At 67.4% G+C, this 21,615-nt stretch carries 19 protein-coding genes (1 of these 19 running past the window's edge); 6 read left to right on the forward strand and 13 right to left on the reverse strand.

Annotated elements, in window-relative coordinates; genetic code table 11:
• A protein-coding gene (locus tag AC3WS4_RS06110; protein ID WP_492736620.1) for a lipopolysaccharide biosynthesis protein crosses the window boundary here: on the forward strand, window positions 1–1,291 show its 3' portion. It extends 155 nt beyond the left edge of the window; the window shows 1,291 of its 1,446 coding nt (coding positions 156–1,446); its start codon lies off the left edge, out of view; the stop codon is at window positions 1,289–1,291.
• On the opposite strand, the gene AC3WS4_RS06115 is transcribed toward AC3WS4_RS06110, so the two are convergent.
• Window positions 1,276–1,701: a CBS domain-containing protein gene (locus AC3WS4_RS06115; RefSeq protein ID WP_492735716.1), complete on the reverse strand. Its 426-nt coding sequence runs from the start codon at window positions 1,699–1,701 to the stop codon at window positions 1,276–1,278. The two genes, AC3WS4_RS06110 and AC3WS4_RS06115, sit on opposite strands and share 16 nt — an antisense overlap.
• 126 nt (window positions 1,702–1,827) lie before the next feature.
• Here AC3WS4_RS06115 and AC3WS4_RS06120 point away from each other — a divergent pair, with 126 nt between their 5' ends.
• Both AC3WS4_RS06120 and AC3WS4_RS06125 read left to right on the forward strand, forming a co-directional pair.
• Window positions 1,828–2,139 carry a hypothetical protein gene (locus AC3WS4_RS06120; protein ID WP_056344445.1) on the forward strand — a complete coding sequence of 104 codons (312 nt, stop codon included), beginning with the start codon at window positions 1,828–1,830 and terminating at the stop codon, window positions 2,137–2,139.
• On the forward strand, window positions 2,126–2,503 hold the full coding sequence (locus tag AC3WS4_RS06125) for an acyl-CoA thioesterase (protein WP_056344449.1): 378 nt from the start codon (window positions 2,126–2,128) through the stop codon (window positions 2,501–2,503). The genes AC3WS4_RS06120 and AC3WS4_RS06125 overlap by 14 nt, the downstream gene beginning before the upstream one ends.
• On the opposite strand, the gene AC3WS4_RS06130 is transcribed toward AC3WS4_RS06125, so the two are convergent.
• The 8 genes from AC3WS4_RS06130 to hisS form a co-directional block, all read right to left on the reverse strand.
• Window positions 2,500–4,206: a DUF4139 domain-containing protein gene (locus AC3WS4_RS06130; RefSeq protein ID WP_492742670.1), complete on the reverse strand. Its 1,707-nt coding sequence runs from the start codon at window positions 4,204–4,206 to the stop codon at window positions 2,500–2,502. The genes AC3WS4_RS06125 and AC3WS4_RS06130 overlap by 4 nt on opposite strands.
• Window positions 4,207–4,209: 3 nt before the next feature.
• Complete coding sequence (locus AC3WS4_RS06135) at window positions 4,210–5,667, reverse strand: DUF4139 domain-containing protein (protein WP_492735711.1); 1,458 nt, start codon at window positions 5,665–5,667, stop codon at window positions 4,210–4,212.
• Window positions 5,668–5,743: 76 nt separating this feature from the next.
• The gene (locus tag AC3WS4_RS06140; RefSeq protein ID WP_492736618.1) at window positions 5,744–7,348 is read right to left on the reverse strand and encodes a DUF4139 domain-containing protein; all 1,605 of its coding nucleotides are present in this window, start codon (window positions 7,346–7,348) and stop codon (window positions 5,744–5,746) included.
• A 19-nt stretch (window positions 7,349–7,367) separates the two neighbouring features.
• Window positions 7,368–8,759, reverse strand: coding sequence for a DUF4139 domain-containing protein (locus tag AC3WS4_RS06145; RefSeq protein ID WP_187142400.1), 1,392 nt, complete (start codon window positions 8,757–8,759; stop codon window positions 7,368–7,370).
• A gap of 185 nt (window positions 8,760–8,944) precedes the next feature.
• On the reverse strand, window positions 8,945–9,799 hold the full coding sequence (locus tag AC3WS4_RS06150) for a DUF4167 domain-containing protein (protein ID WP_492736616.1): 855 nt from the start codon (window positions 9,797–9,799) through the stop codon (window positions 8,945–8,947).
• A gap of 272 nt (window positions 9,800–10,071) precedes the next feature.
• On the reverse strand, window positions 10,072–10,917 hold the full coding sequence (gene prmC / locus AC3WS4_RS06155) for a peptide chain release factor N(5)-glutamine methyltransferase (RefSeq protein WP_492735709.1): 846 nt from the start codon (window positions 10,915–10,917) through the stop codon (window positions 10,072–10,074).
• Window positions 10,910–11,977 carry a peptide chain release factor 1 gene (prfA, locus tag AC3WS4_RS06160; RefSeq protein ID WP_187142402.1) on the reverse strand — a complete coding sequence of 356 codons (1,068 nt, stop codon included), beginning with the start codon at window positions 11,975–11,977 and terminating at the stop codon, window positions 10,910–10,912. Before prfA ends, prmC begins: the two co-directional genes overlap by 8 nt.
• Window positions 11,978–12,095: 118 nt before the next feature.
• Complete coding sequence (hisS, locus tag AC3WS4_RS06165) at window positions 12,096–13,352, reverse strand: histidine--tRNA ligase (protein ID WP_187142403.1); 1,257 nt, start codon at window positions 13,350–13,352, stop codon at window positions 12,096–12,098.
• Between the two features lie 272 nt (window positions 13,353–13,624).
• Here hisS and AC3WS4_RS06170 point away from each other — a divergent pair, with 272 nt between their 5' ends.
• Window positions 13,625–15,553 (forward strand): M61 family metallopeptidase, encoded by a 1,929-nt coding sequence (locus tag AC3WS4_RS06170; protein WP_492735706.1) that lies wholly within the window; start codon window positions 13,625–13,627, stop codon window positions 15,551–15,553.
• Between the two features lie 239 nt (window positions 15,554–15,792).
• On the forward strand, window positions 15,793–16,329 hold the full coding sequence (ppa, locus tag AC3WS4_RS06175; RefSeq protein WP_056344474.1) for an inorganic diphosphatase: 537 nt from the start codon (window positions 15,793–15,795) through the stop codon (window positions 16,327–16,329).
• Between the two features lie 94 nt (window positions 16,330–16,423).
• On the opposite strand, the gene AC3WS4_RS06180 is transcribed toward ppa, so the two are convergent.
• The 4 genes from AC3WS4_RS06180 to AC3WS4_RS06195 form a co-directional block, all read right to left on the reverse strand.
• Window positions 16,424–17,353 (reverse strand): mechanosensitive ion channel family protein, encoded by a 930-nt coding sequence (locus tag AC3WS4_RS06180; protein ID WP_492735703.1) that lies wholly within the window; start codon window positions 17,351–17,353, stop codon window positions 16,424–16,426.
• Complete coding sequence (gene metC / locus AC3WS4_RS06185) at window positions 17,350–18,555, reverse strand: cystathionine beta-lyase (RefSeq protein ID WP_492735701.1); 1,206 nt, start codon at window positions 18,553–18,555, stop codon at window positions 17,350–17,352. Before metC ends, AC3WS4_RS06180 begins: the two co-directional genes overlap by 4 nt.
• Before the next feature lie 53 nt (window positions 18,556–18,608).
• Window positions 18,609–19,448 (reverse strand): 3-mercaptopyruvate sulfurtransferase, encoded by an 840-nt coding sequence (gene sseA, locus AC3WS4_RS06190; RefSeq protein WP_492735699.1) that lies wholly within the window; start codon window positions 19,446–19,448, stop codon window positions 18,609–18,611.
• Between the two features lie 183 nt (window positions 19,449–19,631).
• Window positions 19,632–20,957: a hypothetical protein gene (locus AC3WS4_RS06195; RefSeq protein WP_492742672.1), complete on the reverse strand. Its 1,326-nt coding sequence runs from the start codon at window positions 20,955–20,957 to the stop codon at window positions 19,632–19,634.
• Window positions 20,958–21,092: 135 nt separating this feature from the next.
• On the opposite strand from AC3WS4_RS06195, the gene queF reads away from it, so the two are divergent.
• Window positions 21,093–21,563 (forward strand): preQ(1) synthase, encoded by a 471-nt coding sequence (gene queF, locus AC3WS4_RS06200; protein WP_492735695.1) that lies wholly within the window; start codon window positions 21,093–21,095, stop codon window positions 21,561–21,563.
• Window positions 21,564–21,615 lie beyond the last annotated feature (52 nt).

A 21,615-nucleotide genomic window follows, 5' to 3' on the forward strand; every position in this document is an offset into this window, starting at 1 on the left:
TGGCTATGGATTCGCGAGCGCGCTCGTTCAGTCGGAGCAGCTCGATCCCTTTCGCGTCCGCCAGGCGTTCGGGCTGCTTCTGCTCCTGAATGGGCTGCTGGCGGCGATCCAGTTCTTCGGCGCCCCGCTCGCCGCGGCCTATTATGGTCAGCCGATCGTCGCCGACCTGTTGCGCGTCCAGGCGCTGATCTTCCTCGCGACCCCGTTCATCGCGCTGCCCGAGGTGATGATGAGCCGCGCGCTCGATTTCCGGAAACAGGCGTTCGTCAATCTCGCCGCCGCGCTGGTCGGCGCCGGCACCGCGCTCGGCTGCGCGCTGTCGGGCTATGGCGTGTGGACCCTGGTCTATGCGCCGATCGCGCTGTTCTGGACCCGCGCGATCGGGCTGACCGCCGCGGCGCGGCTTCTGGTGTGGCCGAGTTTCGACTTTCGCGGCTGCGGGCAGATCATCGCCTTCGGCTCGGCGGTGCTCGCGTCGCACTTCTTCTGGCTGGTCCAGACGCAGGCCGACATCTTCATCGCCGGCCGCCGATTCGATCCGCATGCGCTGGGGCTTTATGCCGAGGCGCTGTTCCTCGCGCAGATCTTCGTCTCGAAGTTCGTGCCGCCGCTCAACGAGGTCGCCTTTCCCGCCTATGCGCGAATCCAGGGCGACAAGAGCGCGGTGCGCTGGAACTTCCTGAAAGCCGTGCGGCTGCTGATGCTCGTGCTCGCCCCCGCCTATGCGGGACTCGCAGTCACCGCCGCGCCGCTGGTCGAAACGGTGTTCGGGCTGAAATGGCTCGGCATGGTGCCCTATGTCCAGATTCTCGCGCTCGCGCTGCTGGTGATGACGGTGCAGATTCTCTTCGCGCCGGTGACCAACGCGCTCGGCCGTCCGGGGATCGCGATGAAGGCGTCGCTGTGCGGCGCGATTCTCTTTCCGGTCGCCTTTCTTGTCGGCGCGCAGTTCGGGCTGATCGGGCTCGCCTGGGCGTGGCTCGTCGCGATGCCGCTGCTGCTGATCGTCACCGCGCGGCTGTCGGCGCCGGTGATCGGGGTGACGCTGGCCGACATCGGCCGCGCGGTGCTGCCGGGTCTCGCGCCCGCGCTGGTGATGGCGGTCGCGGTCGGGCTGATCGAGCGCGCGCTGCCCGCGGGCATGGCCGCACCGCTGCGACTCGCGATTCTCGTCGGGGCGGGCGGGCTGATCTATCCCGCCCTGCTATGGCTGCTGGAGAAAGAGGCGATCGCCGAGATCCGACGCCTCATATTGCGCCGCCCGGCGGTCGCGACTCAGGACGCGATATAGTCCCTCATCGCCGCCGCCTCGGCCTCGATCCGGTCGATGCGATATTTGACGAGGTCGCCGATCGACACGAATCCGACGAGTCGGCCGCCGTCGACCACCGGCAGGTGGCGAATGCGCTTCTGCGTCATCTGCGACAGCGCGCCCATCACCGCGGTGTTCGATTCGCAGGTCACCGGCGATTTGGTCATCACCTCGTCGAGCGTGCGGTCGAGCGCGTCGGTGCCATAAGAGGAAAGCAGGCGAACCAGATCGCGTTCGGAAAAAATGCCGACGATCGCGTCATTTTCCATCACCGGCACCGCGCCGATTCGATTTTGCGCGAGCAGATCGACCACCGCACGCACATTGTCTTCCTTGCGCGCCGAAATCACCGCGCCGGTCCTTCCGTGGAGAATCGCTCCGATCGTCATGCCTTGCCGCTCCCCATGTCGCTCTGTCAGGAAAACGATCTATCATGATTCGCACGCAGGGTGAAACATCCTGCCGCAAGCCATTGCCGCTTGGCCTTGCCGCCGCGCTGGTCCATGGATGCGGCCATGGTCAAACCCTCGCCGCTCGACAATCGCGATACCTCGGCTATCGCCTGGGGGCGCTATCGCCGGCTGATGCTCGGCATGGCGCTGGTCTCGACCCTCGCGGTGATTTGTGCGCTGCTCTACCTGCACGCCACGCTGCCGCACGGGCTGACCATCCACATGATCATCGCCACCACCGCGGGCGTCGGCCTGTCGGTGATGCTCGGCGCGGCGCTGATGGGGCTGGTGTTCCTGTCGAGCGGCAGCGGGCATGACGAGGCGATCGAGGACCCGTTCGAAAATGATCCGGAAATGAAGAATGACAAACCCTGACCGCGACCCGATCCTGCGCGTCGTCCCCGCGCCCGCCGACATCAACAGCAACGGCCATATCTTCGGCGGCTGGGTGCTCAGCCAGATGGACATCGCCGGCGGCATCGTCGCGGCGCGAATCGCCCAGGGACCGACCGCGACCGTCGCGATCGAGGCGATGGAATTCATCGCGCCGATCCTGCTGCGCGACATCATCTCGGTCTACGCGCATCTCGAACGGCGCGGTCGCACGTCGATGGGCATCCGAATCGAAGTGATCGCGTCGCGCGGCCGCGGCGAGGAGCAGGTGAAAGTCACCGAAGGCCTGTTCACTTTTGTGGCGCTCGACGAGAATCACCGGCCGCGCGCGTTGCCGCCAGCCTAAGGCTCCTCGGGCTCTTCCCAATCATCCTGGTTGTCGGCGCCGATTCGCGCCACTTCGCGCACGCGATAGTCGATCGTCCGTTTCCCGTCGGCGGGAACCGTCACCGACCAGATCCGCTTGCCGTCGCGCACCCGTGTCGCACGGCTGATCTTGTCGACGACATAGTCGAGGTCGTTCTCGAAGCTGATCTCAACCGGTTCGTCACTCTCGCCGAAATTCTCGACCGTGATGCGGTACCGCGTCCAGTCGTCGCCCGAATCGATCGTGTCCTGGTCGGTATCGACATCGCTGTCGTCCTGGTCGGGCAGTTGCAGGTCGATCAGTTCGCCGACCGCCTTGTCCTTCACATTCGTCTCGGCGACCAGCATCGGTTCGCCGAGACGGCGCTGGAACAGCGCGACCTGTCCGCCGGGCATCGGTTCGGCGAGCGGCCCGCCCTTCTTGTTGTCGATGCGCAGCACCGGGTCGGTGTAATCGTCGAAATTGTCGCCCCGGACCGCAAAGACATGGAGCATCTGCGCCGCGACCCCGGGCTTTTCGAGGAAGGCGATCTGCTTGCGGCTTTGCGCACCGAGCGTCGTCGGCTGCGGCACGCGATATAATTTATAGTCGCCGATATCCTCGCGCGGCGCGATTCGCGATCCGGTGACGACGATCTCGCCGCAGCCATCGTCCTCGCCGCCGCACCCACCCCCGCCGCCGCCATAGAAAAAGCCGACCGAATATTCGGGCCGGTACGCCGGCAGGTCCTGCGGCCCGAACAGGCGCGGATTATAGGAACCCCCGCCGGTGCTGCCCCGCGGCCAGCAACTGAACCAGACCTCGATATTGTCGGGGTTCCACGGATCCTTCTCCGCTTCCTCCTGCCGCCGTTGCTCCTCTTCCCAGTCCTTCTCGTCGTCGGCGACCGGGGCCTGGCGGAAAAAGGCGATGCGCCCCGCGATCACCGCCATGTCGGCGCCGATGAAGCTCGTCGAATCGCCGCTCGCGACGGTCAGCCAGGCGAAGAGATCGACCGATTCGGCATCGGCACCGATCTCGCCGACATAGTTCGACTGCCAGTCGAAATTATTGGCGAGATAGGTGAGCTCGAGCTTGGTCCGCCCGCCCGGCTGATCGCCGAGCGTCATCGACAGCGTCGGCACCGGGTTCAGCCCCGCCGGCACCGCGTCATAGAGCAAGGTTTCGGAGAGGCCGCTGCATTGCACCGCCTCGAACCCGCCCTTGCGTTCGACGATCAGTTCCTCGGGACCCGAACGGATGCGCACCCGCTCGAAACGCGCCTTGCCGGTCGCACGGTCGGTGGTGCGCAGCAGCACCTGCTGGCCGGTCAGCGCGTCGAGCAGGCCGCGCTGCGACAGCAGGCGCCGGTCGTAATTTTTCTCGCGCGGTTTGCCGCCGCCACGCAACAGCGCCGATTCGGGAAGGATGCTGCTCGACACCCCTTCGAATCGCACCGTCACCGGTCCCGGCGGCAGGTCGACGGTGCGTGTCTCGCGAATCAGCGCGAAGCCGCCGAGCGGTTCTTCCTCGTCGGGCGATGGCAGCCGCGAGTCGGTATCGCGGTTCGGGTCGCGATAGAGGCTGATCGCGACATGGTCGGGCTTCGGCGAGGCGACGACCGGCGGATCGGCGGCACGCGCGGGCGCGGCCGCGAGCACCGCGGCGGCCATCAGCAGCAAGGCGAACGCCCCGCCCCGCATCGCTCAGTTCAGCGAGTCATACTGGACGGTCAGTTCGGTGCGGCCGTTGGCGGGCACCGTCACCAGCCATTTGCGGCTTTCCAGCATCTGGTCCTTTTCGGCGGCGATGCTCTCGAACGGCACCCGGGTGTCGTTGGCATAGCTGTTGAGCCCGTTCTGGGTGAACTCGACCGTCACCGGCTGCGACCGCGCGTTGGTGAAGATATAGCGCATATGGGTGCGCCAATAATTGCGCTTCACGTCGGTCTCGGTGACCGTGACGACACCATTCTTGCGCACACGGGTCGTGCTGCTGCGCGTCCAGTCCTCCTCGGTCAGCTTCTCGCGCTTTTCGAGGATCGGCTGATATTTGACGTCGAAGGCCTTGCCGGTGGCGAGCGACAGCGTCGATCCCGCGGTGGTGTGGCCGATATAGCTCTCGCCGACGAACTGCGCCGCGCCGCGCGCATCCTTGACGTAAAGCCGCACCGACCCGGCCGGCATCGCGTCGCCGACCCCGCCCTTGCCGGTCGAGAAGCGATAGGTCGACAGCGCGCTCTGCGCCTCGTCGATCGTCGTGAAACGATCGGCCGAGGCGGCATAGCCGCGCGTCGCGGGCACCGCCATCGCATCGAGGAAGGCGATCTGTTTCTGCTGCGCGCTCGCGATCGTCGTGCGGTCGGCCATCGGATAGGCGTACATGTCGGCGAGCGCTTCGGCCTTCGCGCTCTCGGTCCCGGCGCTGGTCAGCGCCGCGGGTTCGCCATCATTGCCGCTGCGCGACCCGCGTCGGACCCCGATCTGCTCGCTCGCGACGAGCAGCAATTTGGCGTTGGCGAATCCGGTGCCGCTGTTGTTCTTCAGCGTCACCCAGCCCTGCAGATCCATCGCCTTCGCCGCCTCGTCGTAGAGCGCGACATAATCGGCGCGCCAGCTCAGCCCTTCGGACAGATAGCGCAGGGTCAGCGGGCGGGCGCCCGCGCTCTTGCTGTCGACCGTCACCGACAGCGTCGGGCGCGCACGCAAATTGGTCGGGATGCCGTCGAAGATCACCCGCACCGGCAGATTGTCGTCGCGCAAGATCTCGATGCGTCCGCCGACGTCGAGCACCACCCCGCCGTTGACCGCGAGCACCTTGGCGCGCTCGCGCAGTTCGGCGCCGGTCGCGGGGTTGGTGCGGATCAGCGTGATCTCCTGCCCCACCGCCTTTTGCATCATCGCCGTGGGCGAGAGCAGGTCGAAATCGAAATTCTGCTCGACGATCTCCAGCCCGGTGCCGACGAGGCTCACCGTCTCGGGCCGGATGCGGCTCGACACATCGGGAAATTCGAGCTTCGCTTCGCCCGCGGGCAGATTCGTCTGCCGCGTATCGGTGACCAGCGCGAGTTCGCCGCTATAGATGGTCACCGCGACATCGCCCTGCCCGCCGGTGCTCACCACCTGCTGCGCCGCCGCGGGGCCCGCCATCGCAAGGCCAGCCATCAGCAGACCCCACGTCCTCGACCCACAAGTCCTCGACCCACAAGCCATTGCGACCTCTCCCCCTGTATCTCTGTCGTCAGCGCATCTTCTGCCGGAACGTCTGGACCACGCTGTCGTTCGCGGGCACCCGCACCCGCCACACCCAGCTCGACCCACGCCGTTCCCATGTCGTGGGTTCGGGGTCGATCGCGAAGGGAATCAGGATTTCGAGCTCGGCGTCGAAGGGCCGCGCATTGGTCAGCGTCACCTGCCAGTCCTGATATTCGCCCTTTGGCCCGCGACCGGTGATGACGCTATTATATTGCACCGCCGGGCTGAGCCCGAGTTCATAGTCGACGCGTTCGCCCTTCGCCTTGTCGCCGATCCGCGCCTCGCCGACGAGCAATCGCCGGCCCGCGACCGTCTCGAACACCGAAGCCGCGCCGGCGGGCAAGGCCAGCCCGAGGCCGTCCGACTCGCGATTCTGCACGCGCAGCATCATCGTCAGCGGCTGCACGCGCCCGGCCATCCAGTCATAGAGGATGGTGGTATAGAGCTGCTCGACCGCGACCTTATCCTTGATCAGCAGCGCGACCTGCTTCTGCGACTTCGCCGACACGTCGACGCGGAACGGGATGCGATAGAATTTGAGGTCGCCCAGATCCTCGGCGGGCGGCGGCGGGGGTGGCGGCGGTGCGGGGGGAGGCGGCGGGGGTGGCGCCATGACGGGCATCGCGGTCCGCGCATAGCCGGCGCGATTCGCGGTCACCATCACCTCTTCGGCATAATCGGCCGTCGGCTCGATGATCGGCGGCAGCTCCCAAAAGGGGTGCGTGCTCGTGATATCCATCGGCCAGCATTTGAGCTGCAGCGCCCCCGGCGGGGTGCGCGGCAGCGGCGCGCGATAGCCTTTGTTGAGCCGGCCGGCGATGACGTTCAATTGCGCGTTCGGGAAACTCGTCACCCCGCCGTTGGCGACGGTGATCCAGCCGGTGATCCCCAGCGCCTTGCCGTCGCCGGCGCGGTCGACGACATAGTTCGCCGCCCAGTCGAAGCCTTCGGACAGATAGACGAGCTGCAAAGTCACCGTTCGCGCCCGCGCGCTTTCGACGAGGATCGACAGCGTCGGTTTCGCCGACAGATCCTTGGGCACGCGGCCATAGAGCATGCGCTCGGGCAGCCCCGCACAGCCGAGCGCCTCGAAGCCCGCATCGGTCTGCAGAATCACCCCGCCGGTCGGCCCCGCCTGGATGATCGCCTGCTGCTCGCGGACCTTGCCGGTCTTGCGGTCGGTGCGGCGCAGCGTGACGCTGCGCTTGAGATACGCATCGACCAGCCCGGCGGGCGACAGCAACCGCGCATCGCGATTCTTCTCGCGCACCCCGTCGGGCATGCCCGACACGACGGCGGTTTCGGGCAGCAATCCCTCGGACACCCCCTCGAAGCGCAGCACCGACGACCCGGCGGGCAGCGTCACGATGCGCGTCTCGGTGACCAAAGCGAAACCCTGCGGCCAGTTGGGGTTGATCGGACCGCCGCCGCGTTGGGGGGCGCGATAGACGGTGACCGCGACATCCTTCAGCTGCGACGACACGACGACGGGCGCATCGGGCCGCACCGGCGGCGCGGGCAGGCTCGCCCCCTGCTGCGCCGCCAGCGGCGTCGCGACCAGCGCGGCCAGCAAGGCCGGGATCAGGCGCATCACGCGCACGGCCCGGTCCTCAGTAGCGCGAGTCGAAGGTGGCGGTGACTTCGGTCTTGCCGTTCGCGGGCACCGGCACCGCCCATTCGACGCGGTCGGCCGAGACGCGATTGCTCTTCAGACTTTCGTCGGTGATGCGGACGTCGCCCCACAGCCCCGATTGCGCGAGGTCGACGGTGACCGGTCCCGGCCGCGCATTGGTGACGACATATTTCATCTTGGTCACCCAGCGCGAATCGCTCTTGCGGGTGCGCGACACCACCGTCGACTGGATCTTGACGTCGAACGCGTCGCCGGTGCGCAGGGTCATCGACGATCCCATCGGGGTGTGGCCGATCTGGTTCTCGCCGATGAACTGCGGGTCGCCGCGCGCGTCGCGCATATAGACGCGGATCGTTCCCGCGGGCAGCTGGTCGCCGAGCCCGCCCTTCGCCGAGGTCGAGAATCGCAACACGCTCGCCGCGCTCACCGGCTCGGTGCTGCTGCCCAGCCAGCCGTTGACATATTCATAGGTCGAGCGCGCCGGGGCGCCCTTCACGTCGAGGAAGCTAACCTGCTTCTGCTGCGCATTGGCGATCGTCGTGCGTTCGGCGAGCGGATAGAGATAATAGTCGCCGAGCCGTTCGCGCGTGCTCGTCTCGGTCCCCGCCTCGTCGAGCACGCCGGTGAGCTGTGAAAAACCGCCGCCGCCGCCCGGGCTGCCCGCCACCAGCAGCGTGCGCGCATTGGTAAAGGTCGTGCCGGTCGAATTGGTCAGCGTCACCCACCCCTGCATGTCCATCGCGCCCTTGGCGGCGTCGAACAAGGCGACATAGTCGGCGGTCCAGCCGAGGTTGGGGGTGAGGTAGGACAGCCGCGCGGGCACCGTGCCCGCATTCTCGGCCTGCACCGTCACCGACAGCGTCGGGCGGGCGCGCAAATTGGGGGGCAGCCGGTCGAACACCGCCCGCACCGGCAGGCCGTCGTCGCGCAGCACCTCGATCCGCTCGCCGATCTGCAGCACGATGCCGCCGTTCGCCGCGAGCACCTTGGCGCGTTCGCTGCGTTCGGCGCCGGTGGCGGGATTGGTGCGCACCAGCGTGATCTGCTGGCCGACCGCCTTGTCCATCAACTTGTCGGGGGTGAGCAGGTCGAAGTCGAAATTCTGCTCGACGATCGCCAGCCCGCCGCCCGACAGCGTCACCGTCTCGGGCCGGATGCGCGCCGACACGTCGGGAAATTCGATGCGGTTGCGCCCGGCGGCGACCGCAAGCTGGCGGTCGTCCTGCACCAGCGACTGGCCATTGTTATAGATGGTGACCGCGACATCGCCCTGCGCCGTGGCGCCCGGGTCCTGTTGCGCCGCGGCGGGAAGCGAAAGCCATGGAGCGACGGCGGCTCCCAACAGGCAAGTCTTTGCCAAAGCGCGCATAATCGCTCTCCCCCATATGGTTGTCGGGGCAGAGGCTATGTCAGTTCGTGGCGATTGGCCAGCGCCAAATAGGGGCGCTTGGCACACGCAAAACAGCGTAGCCCCGAGCCTGTCGAAGAGCGCCTCGCGGAGAAGCGCCTTTCGACAGGCTCGGGGCTACGGTTTGGGCGCAATGGCTGCGCTGGTTACTCTGCCGCTTCGACGTCCGAGCTGCGCGCCGCGAGCGTGCGGCGCTTGCGCGGCTTCGGCGCGGCTTCGGCGGCCTCGGCCTCGTCGGCTTCGGGAGCCGGAGCGGGGCGGCCGATCGCGGGCGGCAGCACGGCGCTGTCGATCCCGGCGCCACCCTCGTCCTCGTCGCGCGGGCGGCGCGGGCTGCGGCGCGGGGCGCGCGCGGGCTTGGCTTCCGCCACCACGGCGTCCTCGTCGCGGGCTTCGACTTCGACGCGCTCGCGCTCAGGACGTTCCGGCCGTTCGGAACGCTCGGCGCGCTCGCGCACCGGCTGGCGGTTGCCGCGATTGTCGTCATTCTCGTCACGACGGTTGCCGCGATTCTGGTTGCGGTCGCCACGGTCGTTGCGCTCGCCACGGTCGTTGCGATCATTCCGGTCGCCGCGCTCGCGGTTGTCGCGCTCGCCGCGATTGTCCTCGCGCTCGCCGTCGCTGTCGCCCTGGCCCTCGTCGAGGTCGGTGTCGTCATGCGCGTCGAAATCCTCGACGCCGCGCACTTCGCGATGGCGGTCGTTGCGATCGGGCTGGCCGCCGTTCTTTTCTTCCTGGCGGGCGCGGAAATCGCTGTGCACGCGGAAATAATGATCGGCGAACTGCAGATAATATTCGGTCTGCACCCGGTCGCCCGAAAGCTGGGCGTCGCGGGCGAGATTCTTGAATTTCTCGATCATCTGCGCTGCGTTGCCGCGCGCACGGCTGTCGATGCGATTGGCCTGGTCGGTACCACCACGGCCGCCACCCGATTGCGGGCGATTGTTGTTGTTATTGTTGTTGTTACGGCCGCGACGGCGACCGTTTTGCCGGTTGTTCATGTTCAACTGAGACATCCTGTCGAAAAGCTCTAAGCTATGCCAACCCCTTTTGGCCGACCGCGCATCTTGCGCGTCGTGCCCGCGCTCCCTTGCGCGGCTCTTCCGTGTTACCGCTTGCGCGAGACACCTTGTCCCGCACCAGCATCGTAAATGGGAAGCAGACCCGCCGGACCAGTATCGGTGCGCCGCACCGCCAAAGGGACCCTGATCAGGCCTGTACGCCGCCCCTACCTCGCTTTGGGCACGAAACCAAGCGATTTCTTGGTCGCGCCTCAGCGCGCCAGGGTCAAGATGAGGGCGCGGTCGCGGCCACCGAGGTCCTGGCGGCAAGCGACTGCGAAACCGGCCGCTTCGGCCAGCTTCCCTACGGAGATATGCTGGGTCGCCCCGATTTCAAGGACCGCAAGACCGCCCGGCGCCAGCAGCCGTGGCAGGTCGGGGATGATGCGGCGATAGTCGCCCAGCCCGTCGGCACCCGCGAACAGCGCTTCGGCGGGTTCATGCTCGGCGACATCGGGCATCAGCTTTTCGCCGTCGGCGATATAGGGCGGGTTGCAGAGGATCAGGTCGAACGGGCCATCGACGCCCGCACCCCAGTCGCCCGACCGGAAGGCCGTGCGATCGGCCATGCCCAGCTCCTCGGCATTGTCGCGCGCAAAAGCGAGCGCAAATTCGGACGCATCGACGCCCAGCCCGGTCGCGTGCGGGAACTCGCTCAGCACGGCAAGCAGCAGCGTCCCCGGCCCGGTCCCCAGATCGAGAATCCGCGCGGGTGCGCTCGCCCCGAAATGCGCGACCGCGGCCTCGATCAACGTCTCGCTATCGGGACGCGGGATCAGCACGCCGGGGCCGACCTCGATGCGGATCGTCCAGAAATCGCGATAGCCAAGGATATAGGCGATCGGTTCATGCGCCATCCGCCGCGCGATCAGATGGGCATAAAGTTCGGGGACTTCGTAACGCGCGGGATCGAGCAGCAGCGCGGACCGCTCCACCCCCAGCGCCTGCGCCATCAGCAGTTCGGCATCGAGCCGCGGCGTGTCGCTGATGCCCGTGAGCAGGTTCGTCGCGGTGCGCAGCGACTCCGCGACGCCCGCGAAGGTCGGCGTCTCAGTCACCCAGCCCCGCCAGCCGCTGTGCCTGATCCTCGGCGATCAGCGCGTCGACCAGTTCGTCCATCGCACCTTCCAAAATCTCGGGCAGGCGATGGAGCGTCAGGTTGATGCGGTGATCGGTCACCCGGCCCTGCGGGAAATTATAGGTGCGGATGCGCTCCGACCGGTCGCCCGAGCCGACCATCGACTTGCGCGCCGACGCCTCGGCACTGTGGATCTTCTCGCGCTCGAGATCGTAGAGCCGCGCGCGCAGCACCTGCATCGCCTTGGCGCGGTTCTTGTGCTGGCTGCGCTGGTCCTGCTGGATCACCACGAGCCCCGAGGGAATATGCGTGATGCGGATCGCCGAATCGGTCGTGTTGACATGCTGCCCGCCGGCACCCGACGCACGATAGATATCGACCTTCAGGTCGCTGTCGGCGATCGCGACATCGACCTCTTCGGCCTCGGGCAAAACCGCGACGGTCGCGGCGCTGGTGTGAATGCGCCCGCCGCTTTCGGTCACCGGCACGCGTTGGACGCGGTGGACGCCGCTCTCGAATTTCAGCTTCGCGAACACCCCCTGCCCCGAAACGCTGGCGACGACTTCCTTATAACCGCCGACCTCGGTCTCGTTCGCCGAGATGACCTCGACCTTCCAGCCCTGCCCGTCGGCGTAACGGCTGTACATGCGCAGCAGGTCGCCCGCGAACAAAGCCGCCTCGTCGCCGCCGGTCCCGGCGCGGATTTCAAGCATCGCCGCGCGCTCATCGGCGACGTCCTTGGGCAGCAGCTTGATCGCAAGGTCATGCTCGGCGGCGGGCAAGGCCTCTTCGACCGCCGCGAGTTCCTCGGCCGCCATCGCCTTCATCTCGGGATCGGTCAGCATCTCGCCGAGCGACTCCCGTTCGCCGCGCAGCCGCACCACTTCGCGCGCCGCGCCGGCGACGGGTTCGAGCTCGGCAAACTCCTTCGACGCCGCGACGAAATCGGCGGGCGCCATGTCCCCCGTCGCCATGCGCGCCTGCAAGGCGGCGTGGCGTTCGATGATGGCGTCGATCTGGCGGGCGGAAACGGAGGTCATGAATTCACCCCAACCCCGTCATCCCCGCGAAGGCGGGGATCCAGTGTTCCGACATTGCATGTCCAGCCAGCGTCCAAGCTGGATCCCCGCCTTCGCGGGAATGACGAAACAGGGTCCATCAAACGTTGTCCAGCGCCCGGACCAGCGCCTCGACCGCCTTTGCCCGGTCGCCGTCGCCGCGCACATTGACATGCGGCGCGTCGTCGCGCGTGCCGACCGACACCAATGCGTGCGCCGGAATCTTGGCGGCCTTGTCGAAACGCTTGCGCGGCGACCCGGTCGCGACGATCTCGGCCGAGAAACCGCCATTGCGCAGCGCGGTGAGCGCCTGCATCGCGAGCGCCAGCCGCGCATCATCCTCGACCGCGATCACCGCATCGAGCCGGTTGTCGATGACATCGTCCGCCACCAACATCGCCAGCCGCTCGATCCCCGCGGCCCAACCAACCGCCGGCGTCGGCGGTCCGCCGAGCGCCTCGATCAGCCCGTCGTAGCGCCCGCCGCCGAGCACGGTGCCCTGCGCGCCTAAGCGGTCGGTGACGAATTCGAACGCGGTGTGGCGATAATAGTCGAGGCCGCGCACCAGCCGCGCATTGCGCTCCCACGCGACCCCCGCGGCGTCGAGCCCCGCAGTCACGGCACCGAAGAAATCCTGCGCTTCGCTCGTCAAAAACGCGTCGATATCGGGCGCGCTGTCGGCGATCGGGCGGTCCTTCGGATCCTTGCTGTCGAGGATACGCATCGGATTCTTGTCGAGCCGGGCAAGGCTGTCTTCGGACAGCTCGCCGCGATGCGCCTCGAAATGATCGACCAGCGCTGTCCGCCAGGCATCACGGCTTTCCGCATCGCCCAGCGTGTTAAGCGTCAGCGTCACGCCTTCCGAAATCCCCAATTCCTTGAGCAACTGGTCCGCAAACACCAGCAGCTCGGCGTCGGCGAGCGGGCTGTCGCTGCCGAGCACTTCGGCATCGAGCTGGTGGAACTGGCGATAACGCCCCTTTTGCGGGCGCTCGTAGCGGAACAGCGGCCCGTGCGTCGCGACCTTGAGCGGCGCATACTGCTGCCAGCCGTTGGTGACATAAGCGCGCGCGATGCCGGCGGTGAATTCGGGGCGCAGCGTGATCGACTCGCCGCCGCGATCGTCGAACGAATACATTTCCTTCGACACGACGTCGGTGGTCTCGCCAAGCGAGCGCGCGAACACCGCGGTCGGCTCGATCACCGGCACCTCGATCCGCTTATAGCCATAGAGCCGCCGCACGCGATCGAAGGTGTCGACGACATGCTGAAACCGGTCGGCGAAATCGCCGAGCATGTCCTGCGTGCCGCGCACCGGCTGCGGCGTGGCGATCTTGGCGGATTTGTCCTTGCTCATGGGCGCGGCGTCTAATCTTTTTTGGTCGAAAGGCAAAGGGGACTCCCCTCTCCCCTTGAGGGAGAGGGTTGCAAAGACTTGGCAGCTTGCTGCCTAGTCGAAGCTGGGTGAGGGGTTGCGGTCGCGAGCGACCGCGCGAGCTTCGCTCGCACCCCCTCATCCAACTCCGGCTAGTTCGCTCCGCTCACAAGCCTCCATATCCTTCTCCCTCTAGGGGAGAAGGAATGTGCCGGTCTGGACCTCGCCATCTTTTCGCGGCAAAACGCGGCACCATGAAAAAACACCTGTTCGTCGCAGCCGCCCTGATCGCCCTCACCGCTCCCGCCGCCCATGCCCAGGACGGCAACAGCCGTCCGCAACCGGTGGTGCAGCCGCTTACCATCCCGCTGCCCGCCGACCGCCCCTATCCGGGGACGATGTTGCTCAAGGTCGACGCGACCGACCATGCGCGCGGAATCTTCCATGTCCGCCAGACGATCCCGGTTCCGAAAGCCGGCAAAGTCACCCTGCTCTATCCGCAATGGCTGCCCGGCAAGCATGCGCCGCGCGGCGCGATCGCCGAGGTCGCGGGGTTCAAGCCCACCGCGGGCGGCAAACCGCTCGTCTGGACGCGCCAGCCGACCGACGTCTACGCCTTCGACATCGACGTGCCGCAGGGCGTGAAGAGCATCGACATCGCCTTCGACTTCCTCTCGCCCACCCGCACCAGCGAGGGCCGCGTCGTCGTCACCCCGGCGATGATGAACCTGCAATGGGAACAGGTCAGCCTCTATCCCGCCGGCTATTTCACCCGCCAGATCCCGGTGCAGCTCGAGGTCAGCCTGCCCGAAGGCTGGACCGGCGCCGCCGCGCTCGACGGGTTGCAGGTCTCGAAGAACCGCTACAGCTTCGGCGTCACCAGCTATGAAAATCTGGTCGACAGCCCGATGTTCGCGGGGCGTTATTTTCGCCAATGGGCGCTCGGCAACGGCGTGACGCTCAACGTCGTCGCCGACGAGGAAAAATATCTGGGCGCCAGCCCCGACCATATCGCGCGCCACGCGGCCTTGGTGTCGGAGGCGGTCGCGCTGTTCGGCACCCGCCATTTCGACCGTTATGACTTCCTGCTCGCGCTCAGCGACGAACTCGGCGGCATCGGGCTCGAACATCACCGGTCGAGCGAGAACAGCCGCAACCCCGATTATTTCACCAAATGGGACGAGAATGACAGCGAGCGCGGGCTGCTCCCGCACGAACTGGTCCACAGCTGGAACGGCAAATACCGCCGCCCCGACAAGCTGTGGACCCCCGATTACCGCACGCCGATGCAGGACAATCTGCTCTGGGTCTATGAAGGTCAGACGAGCTATTGGGACCTCGTCCTCGCCGGGCGGTCGGGCATGCAGTCGAAGGAGATGATCCTCGCCGAATGGGCGACCAACGCCGGTTTCTACAGCACCCAGGCGGGCCGCGCCTGGCGCTCGGTCGAAGATACGACGCTCGACCCGATCATCGCGGGGCGCAAGGCGCGCGCCTTCCCCAGCGCGACGCGGACCGAGGATTATTACAACGAAGGCGGGCTGATGTGGCTCGAGGCCGACATGCTGATCCGCACCGCCACGAACAATGCCAAAAGCCTCGACGATTTCGCGCGCGGCTTTTTTGGCGGGCGCGAGGGCGACTGGGGACAGTCGACCTATGATTTCGACGATGTCGTCGCGGCGCTGAACGCGGTCCACCCTTATGACTGGGCGAAATTCCTGCGCGACCGGATGCAGACCCCCGGCCGCCCGGCGCCGACCGCGGGGATCGAAGCGGCGGGCTATCGCCTCGTCTGGCGCGACGCGCCGAACGTCTATGACCGCGACCGCATGGCGCAGGCGAAGAATACCGATCTCACCCACAGCCTCGGCCTGATCATCGACAAGGACGGCGTCGCGGGCAGCATCGCATGGGACGGCCCCGCCTTTCGCGCCGATATCGTCAATGGGACAAAAATCCTCGCGGTCGACGGCGTCACCTACAACCGCGAGCGCATCGAATCGGCGATCCGCGCCGCGACCGACGGCAAGACTCCGGTGAAACTGCTCGTCGAGCGCGGCGGCCGCTATCGCACGGTCGAGATCGATTACCGCGGCGGGCTGCGCTGGCCGCATCTCGAAAAGGTGGGGACGGGGCCGGACTGGTTCGATCAGGTGCTGGCGGCGAAACGGGCGCTTTAAGATCCTCCCTGTGGCGAAGCGATGGGGAGGTGGCAGCCCGCAGGGCTGACGGAGGGGCCGACGCCGTCAGGCGGCGGTGCGGCGCCGCGGCCCCTCCACCCTTCGCTTCGCGAACGGTCCCCCTCCCCATCGCTTCGCGACGGGGAGGATCGGGCGACGCGCCCCCTCTCCCGCCTTCCCTCCCCCGCCCCCAGGGTCTAAGGCGCCCCGCGAATCAAAAACCGAAAAGGACATCTCCCATGCGCATCGACCTGATCCCGGCCGGCGACAGCCCGCCCGACAGCCTGAACGTGCTGATCGAAGTGCCGATCGGCGGCGAGCCGGTGAAATATGAGTTCGACAAGGCATCGGGCGCATTGTTCGTCGACCGCTTCCTGCACACCCCGATGCGCTATCCCGCCAATTACGGCTTCGTCCCCCACACGCTGGGCGAAGACGGCGACCCGCTCGACGCGCTGGTCGTCGCGCGCTCGCCGATCGTCGCGGGCGCGGTGGTCAAGTGCCGCCCGATCGGCGTGCTGTTGATGGAAGACGATGCCGGCGGCGACGAGAAACTGCTCTGCGTGCCCGTCAACAAGACCTTTCCCTATTATGCCGACGTCGCGAGCTACACCGACATGCCGCCGATCGTGCTCCAGCAGATCGAGCATTTCTTCACCCACTATAAGGACCTCGAACCCGGCAAATGGGCCAAGCTCAACGGCTGGGGCGATGTCGACGAGGCCAAGCGCATCATCGTCGAGTGCATCGAACGCGCTAAGACGACGGGGTACTGAAACACCCCGTCATTGCGAGGAGCGAAGCGACGCGGCAATCCAGAGTAGGCGGCAACCGCCCTGGATTGCTTCGCTTCGCTCGCAATGACGCAGTCTATTGCGGCGGAGCTCCGCCCCCATCCGCCAACACCCGCACATCGGTGCGCGGATAGGGAATCCTTATCCCCGCTTCCTTGAAGCGGTCCCAGATCCCCAGAAACACCTCGCCCTGGATATTGCCCAGCCCCGCCTCGGGGTCCGAAATCCAGTAGCGCAGCTCATGCTCGACCGCGCGTTCGCCGAACGCCGTGATCCACACCACCGGTTCGGGGTCGGCCAAAATGCGCGGGTTCGCCTTCGCGGTCTCGACCATGATCGCCTGCGCCGCGCGCAGGTCGCAGTCATAGGCGACCGGCACGCGCATCCGCACCCGCACGTCGCGGCTCGAATAGCTCCAGTTCTCGACCGGCATCGTCATCAAAAGTTCGTTCGGGATCAGATGCTTCTTGCCGTCGCGGGTGACGACGCTGACCGCGCGGACCCCGATCTTGGCGACCCGCCCGACATTCGGCACGCCGTTCAGCGTCGCCGAACTCCCCATGCTCGCGCCGTCGCCGACGACGATCACATCGCCCGGCTTGATCGAGCGGTCCATCAGCAGGATGATTCCCGCGATCAGATTGCCGACCGTCTTTTGCAGCCCGAAGCCGATCGCGAGGCCCGCGGCGCCCGAAAAGACCGCAAGCGCGGTCAGGTCGATGCCGAGCAGGTCGATGCCGAACAGCAGCGCAAAGACGAACAGCGCGATCGCGATCAGCTTCTCGGTCAAGATACGCTGGGTCGCGTCGATATGGGTGTTGCGGCGCAGCACCCATTTGATCGCGCGCATCGCGAGCTTGACCGCGACATAGAGCAAAATCACGACGACGATCGTCGAGAACAGCCCATAGAGCGACAACCGGTACGACCCGACGTCGATGCCGATCACGCGCATCGCGTCGACCGTGCGGCCGATACCGCCCTGCACGTCGGCGGCGATACTCATGCCGCCATCGCCGCGAAACCGCGTTCGAGGTCGGCGATCAGGTCGGCGGGGTCCTCCAGCCCGATCGACAGGCGGAGCAGCGGATCGGGATCGGTCCACACCGTCGCGGTGCGGATGTCGGCCGGGTTGCTCGGCACCACCAGGCTTTCATAGCCGCCCCAGCTGAAACCGATGCCGAAATGCGACAGCGCCTCGATGAAGCGTGTCCGCCCCGCCTCGTCACTGCCTTTCAGCGTGAAGCCGAACAGCCCGCTCGCGCCGGTAAAATCGCGCGACCAGATCGTATGCCCCGGATCGCCCGCCAGCACCGGATGCAGCACCCGCCCGACGTCCGCGCGCGCCGCCAGCCATTCGGCGACCGCCAGCGCGCTCGCCTGATGCCGCGCCATCCGCACGTCGAGCGTGCGCAGCCCGCGCAGCATCAGCGCGCAATCGTCGGGCGAGACCGCCTGGCCAAGCTGGTACGCCGCGCTGCGTAGCCGCGGCCAAACCGCCTTCGTCGCGGTCAGCGATCCCATCATCGCGTCGCTATGCCCGCCGACATATTTGGTCAGGCTCATCATCGTCACGTCGACGCCGTGCGCCAGCGCGGGGAACAGCAGCGGCGTCGCCCAGGTGTTGTCGAGCATCGTCAGCACCCCGCGCGCGCGCGCGACCGCGACGATCGCCGGAATATCCTGCACCTCGAAGGTCAGGCTGCCCGGCGATTCGAGGAAGATCAGCTTCGTCTCGGGCCGGATCACGTCGGCGATCCCCGCCCCCACCAGCGGGTCATAATAGGTCGTATCGACGCCATAGCGTTTGAGTAGCCCGTTGCAGAAAGCGCGCGTCGGTTCATAGGCGCTGTCGACCATCAACAGATGATCGCCCGGCGCGAGCAAGGCCAGCATGCCCGCCGAATTGGCCGCGACCCCCGAGGGATAAAGCAGGGTGCCCTCGGCGCCCGGCTCCATTTCGGTCAGCGCATCGGCGAGCGCCCACACCGTCGGCGTCCCGCGCCGGCCGTAATAGAGCTTGTCATGCGTCGCATGCCCGCGCGCCTTCAGGTCGGCGATGCTGTCGTAAAGGATCGTCGAGGCGCGCCACACCGGCGGATTGACGACGCCGCCGCCCAGCCGCGGGTCGCCGGTCCATTCGGGCCGCCGCCCGCCCTGCACCAGTTTCGTCGCGGGGCGGAGGCTGTCGTCGTCGCTCTTGCTCATGCCTCCCTGTTAGCGGAGCGCCGGACAAAATCCAGCACCCCGCCAAGACGGGTTCAAGCCGCGCCGGTCGCCTTCGGCGTCGCCGGGTCGGCGCCCCATTCGGTCCAGCTGCCGTCGTACACCGCGACATCGTCCTTGCCGAGCAGGTGCGCGCCGAAGGCCACGACGGTCGCGGTCATGCCGCTGCCGCAGGTGGTAACCAGCGGCTTGTCGAGGTCGATCCCGGCGGCATCGAACGCCGCCTTCAGCGCATCGTCGCGCTTCCAGGTGCCGTCGGCGTTGAACAGCTCGCCGAACGGCAGGCTGCGCGAACCCGGGATATGACCCGGCGCGACGCCCGCGCGGGGATCGCGTTCCTCGCCGGTGAAGCGCGCGCCCGAGCGCGCGTCGACGACCTGTTCGGCGCCGCTGTCGACATTCGCCAGAACTTCGTCCTTGGTGCGCACCGCCTTGGCGTCGCGCCACACGGTGAAGTGGCGGTGGCGCAGCGTCTGCTTGCCCATTTCGAGCGGGCGGCCTTCGGCCTTCCACTTGGCAAGGCCGCCGTCGAGCAGCGCGACGTCGTGTGCGCCGAACAATTTGAGCAGCCACCAGCCGCGCGCCGCGCTCTTCAGCGGGCTGTCGTCGTACAGCACGATGCGGCTGCCGTCGCCGAGGCCGAGCGACTGCATGCGGCTCGCGAATTTTTCGGCGGGCGGCGCCATATTGTCGACGTCGCTGTTCGGGTCGGTCAGTTCGGCGAGGTCCATGAACACCGCGCCGGGGATGTGGCCCGCCTCATATTCGGCGCGCGCGTCGCGATCCGCTTCGAGGAATTTCGTCGCATCGACGACCCGCAGGTCCGATGCCCCCAGTTCGCGTTCCAGCCAGTCGGTTGAGACCAAGGCGTCCATGTCATGCTCCTGTTACGACCCGGCGGGGAACCTGTTCCAATCCCTCCGCCAGCCATCCTGCTTTGCTCTTTCCGGGGAAGCACAGCCTATGTCTCCCCCCGCACTTTTTCAAGCACGGTGGCCATCTGCCTCAGCCGATGCTGCGCTGCAACACAAAAGGCGAAACGGCGCCAGAAAGCGCGCCTATTGGCTCCGCCGGATCGCGGTCGAGCGCGAACCGGGCCGGTCTACGGCATAGGAAGCGCGATCGAGTGGCAGCGGCGCGAGCTTGTCGCTGTCGCTGGCCCCCGATTCGCGGCCGAGCACGAAGCTGCCCGCATTCTGGCCAAAGGCGTCGGCGTCGCCGTCCCAATGATAGGTGACGTCGAACGCCATCACCGGCACCAGCATCGGCTTGCCGCCGATCATCAGCGGTTCGACGATATGGCGCGGCAGCATCGCCTCGGTGGTCAGCGCCTCGCCCGCCCCGACCTTCAGGATCATGTCGTCGCGCAGCACGCTGCCGCCCGCCCCGTCGAAGAAGCGCGCGAGCACCGGCTCGGTCATCGCCGACCCCTGGTTGAGCGCGATGCGCACCATCAGCCCGGTCGCGTCGGCCGATCCCTGGTTCATGATATTCAGCGCGAAGGCGACCGCGACATGCTCGGGCGTGAACCGGATCGCCTGCACCTCGAGCGCGATCGCCACCAGCGCGCGACGCTCGGGCGCGGGGCGGGTGACGAGCGGCGACACACGCTGCGCCGCCTCGCCGCCGGAGAGTGTCGGCAGCACCGGCGCCCTGGGCGCGGCAGCGGGGGCGGGGGTCGGAACCGGCGCAGCGCGCGGCGCGGGGGGAGCCAGCGGCGCAGGCGCCGGGCGCGGCGCCTCGGCCGGCGGCGCGCTGCGCTCGACCGGCGCGTCGCTCGCCAGCGCGGGGCGGCGGCGCCAGTACCAGAAACCGGCCGCGCCCGCCGCGACCAATGCGAGCAGCCAGGCCCAGATCGGCGTGCCGCCGCCGTCGGCGGGCGCCGCCGGCGCGGGCGCGATGTCGTCGGCGGGGGCGGCATCGGCGATCGCCGGCGTATCCGAAACGACCGGCGAAAAGCCCGGCGCGGCATCGGTCGCGGCGGGCGGCGAAGACGGAGTCTCGGCGGTCGCATCCCGCGCCGGCGCGGTCGCGGGCGCGGTTTCGGCCGGGGCCGCGCGACGCGTCGGCGCGGGTGCGGCACCGGCTGCCGGCTGCGTCGCCGATTGGGTTGCGGGCTGCGTCGGTGTCACGCGCGGCGGCGTCGGTGTAGGGGCCGGTGCCGGCGTCGGGCGCGGCGCGCCCGGGCCCGAGGGGGCGATGCCATTGTCCGCCGGTCCTTGCACCCCCGGCGCGCGGCCGTCGTCGCCGGGCGGCGGCAGGCGGAAATCGATCGGGCGGCTCGGCGAAGGCGCGGGGGCCGGGGTCTCGCCCTGCTGGGCGATCGCGGGCGCGATAGCGCTCGCCGCCAGCGCGAATGCCAGCACCGCCCGCGCGCTGCCCATGGTCCCGAAATGCCTGTCCGTCATTATACCTGTGCGATCCCGATCGTCTGTTTCGCGCCCGATCCGCTGAATTGGCGCTGAATGACCGCGCCATCGACGGATGACAGCGGCCGCGCGTCCCACTAGAGGGATTTCATGTCCGATTCCACCCCCCCGGCGCTGACGCCCAAGCATCTCGGCCAGTCCAGCGAACTGCCCGCCTCACCCGAGGCCGCGATCCTGGACTATGTCCCCAACCCGCGCGCCGACGAACTTTACCTCGTCCGCTTCGCCGCGCCCGAATTCACCTCGCTGTGCCCGGTGACCGGCCAGCCCGATTTCGCGCATCTGGTGATAGACTATGCCCCCGGCGAAACGATCGTCGAATCAAAGAGCCTCAAGCTCTTTCTTTCCAGCTTTCGCAACCACTCCGGTTTCCACGAGGATTGCACCGTCGGCATCGGCCGCCGCCTGTTCGACGAGATGGCGCCGCGCTGGCTGCGCATCGGTGGATACTGGTATCCGCGCGGCGGCATTCCGATCGATGTCTTCTGGCAATCGGGCGCGCCGCCCGCAGGCCTGTGGCTCCCCGATCAGGGCGTCGCGCCCTATCGCGGGCGGGGCTGAGCGATCATTCTATCGAAATGGTCGGAAATTCATCTTCCCGTCACAGTTTGTT

The sequence above is a fragment of the Sphingopyxis sp. EU05-FHT14B03 genome, assembly GCF_058790875.1.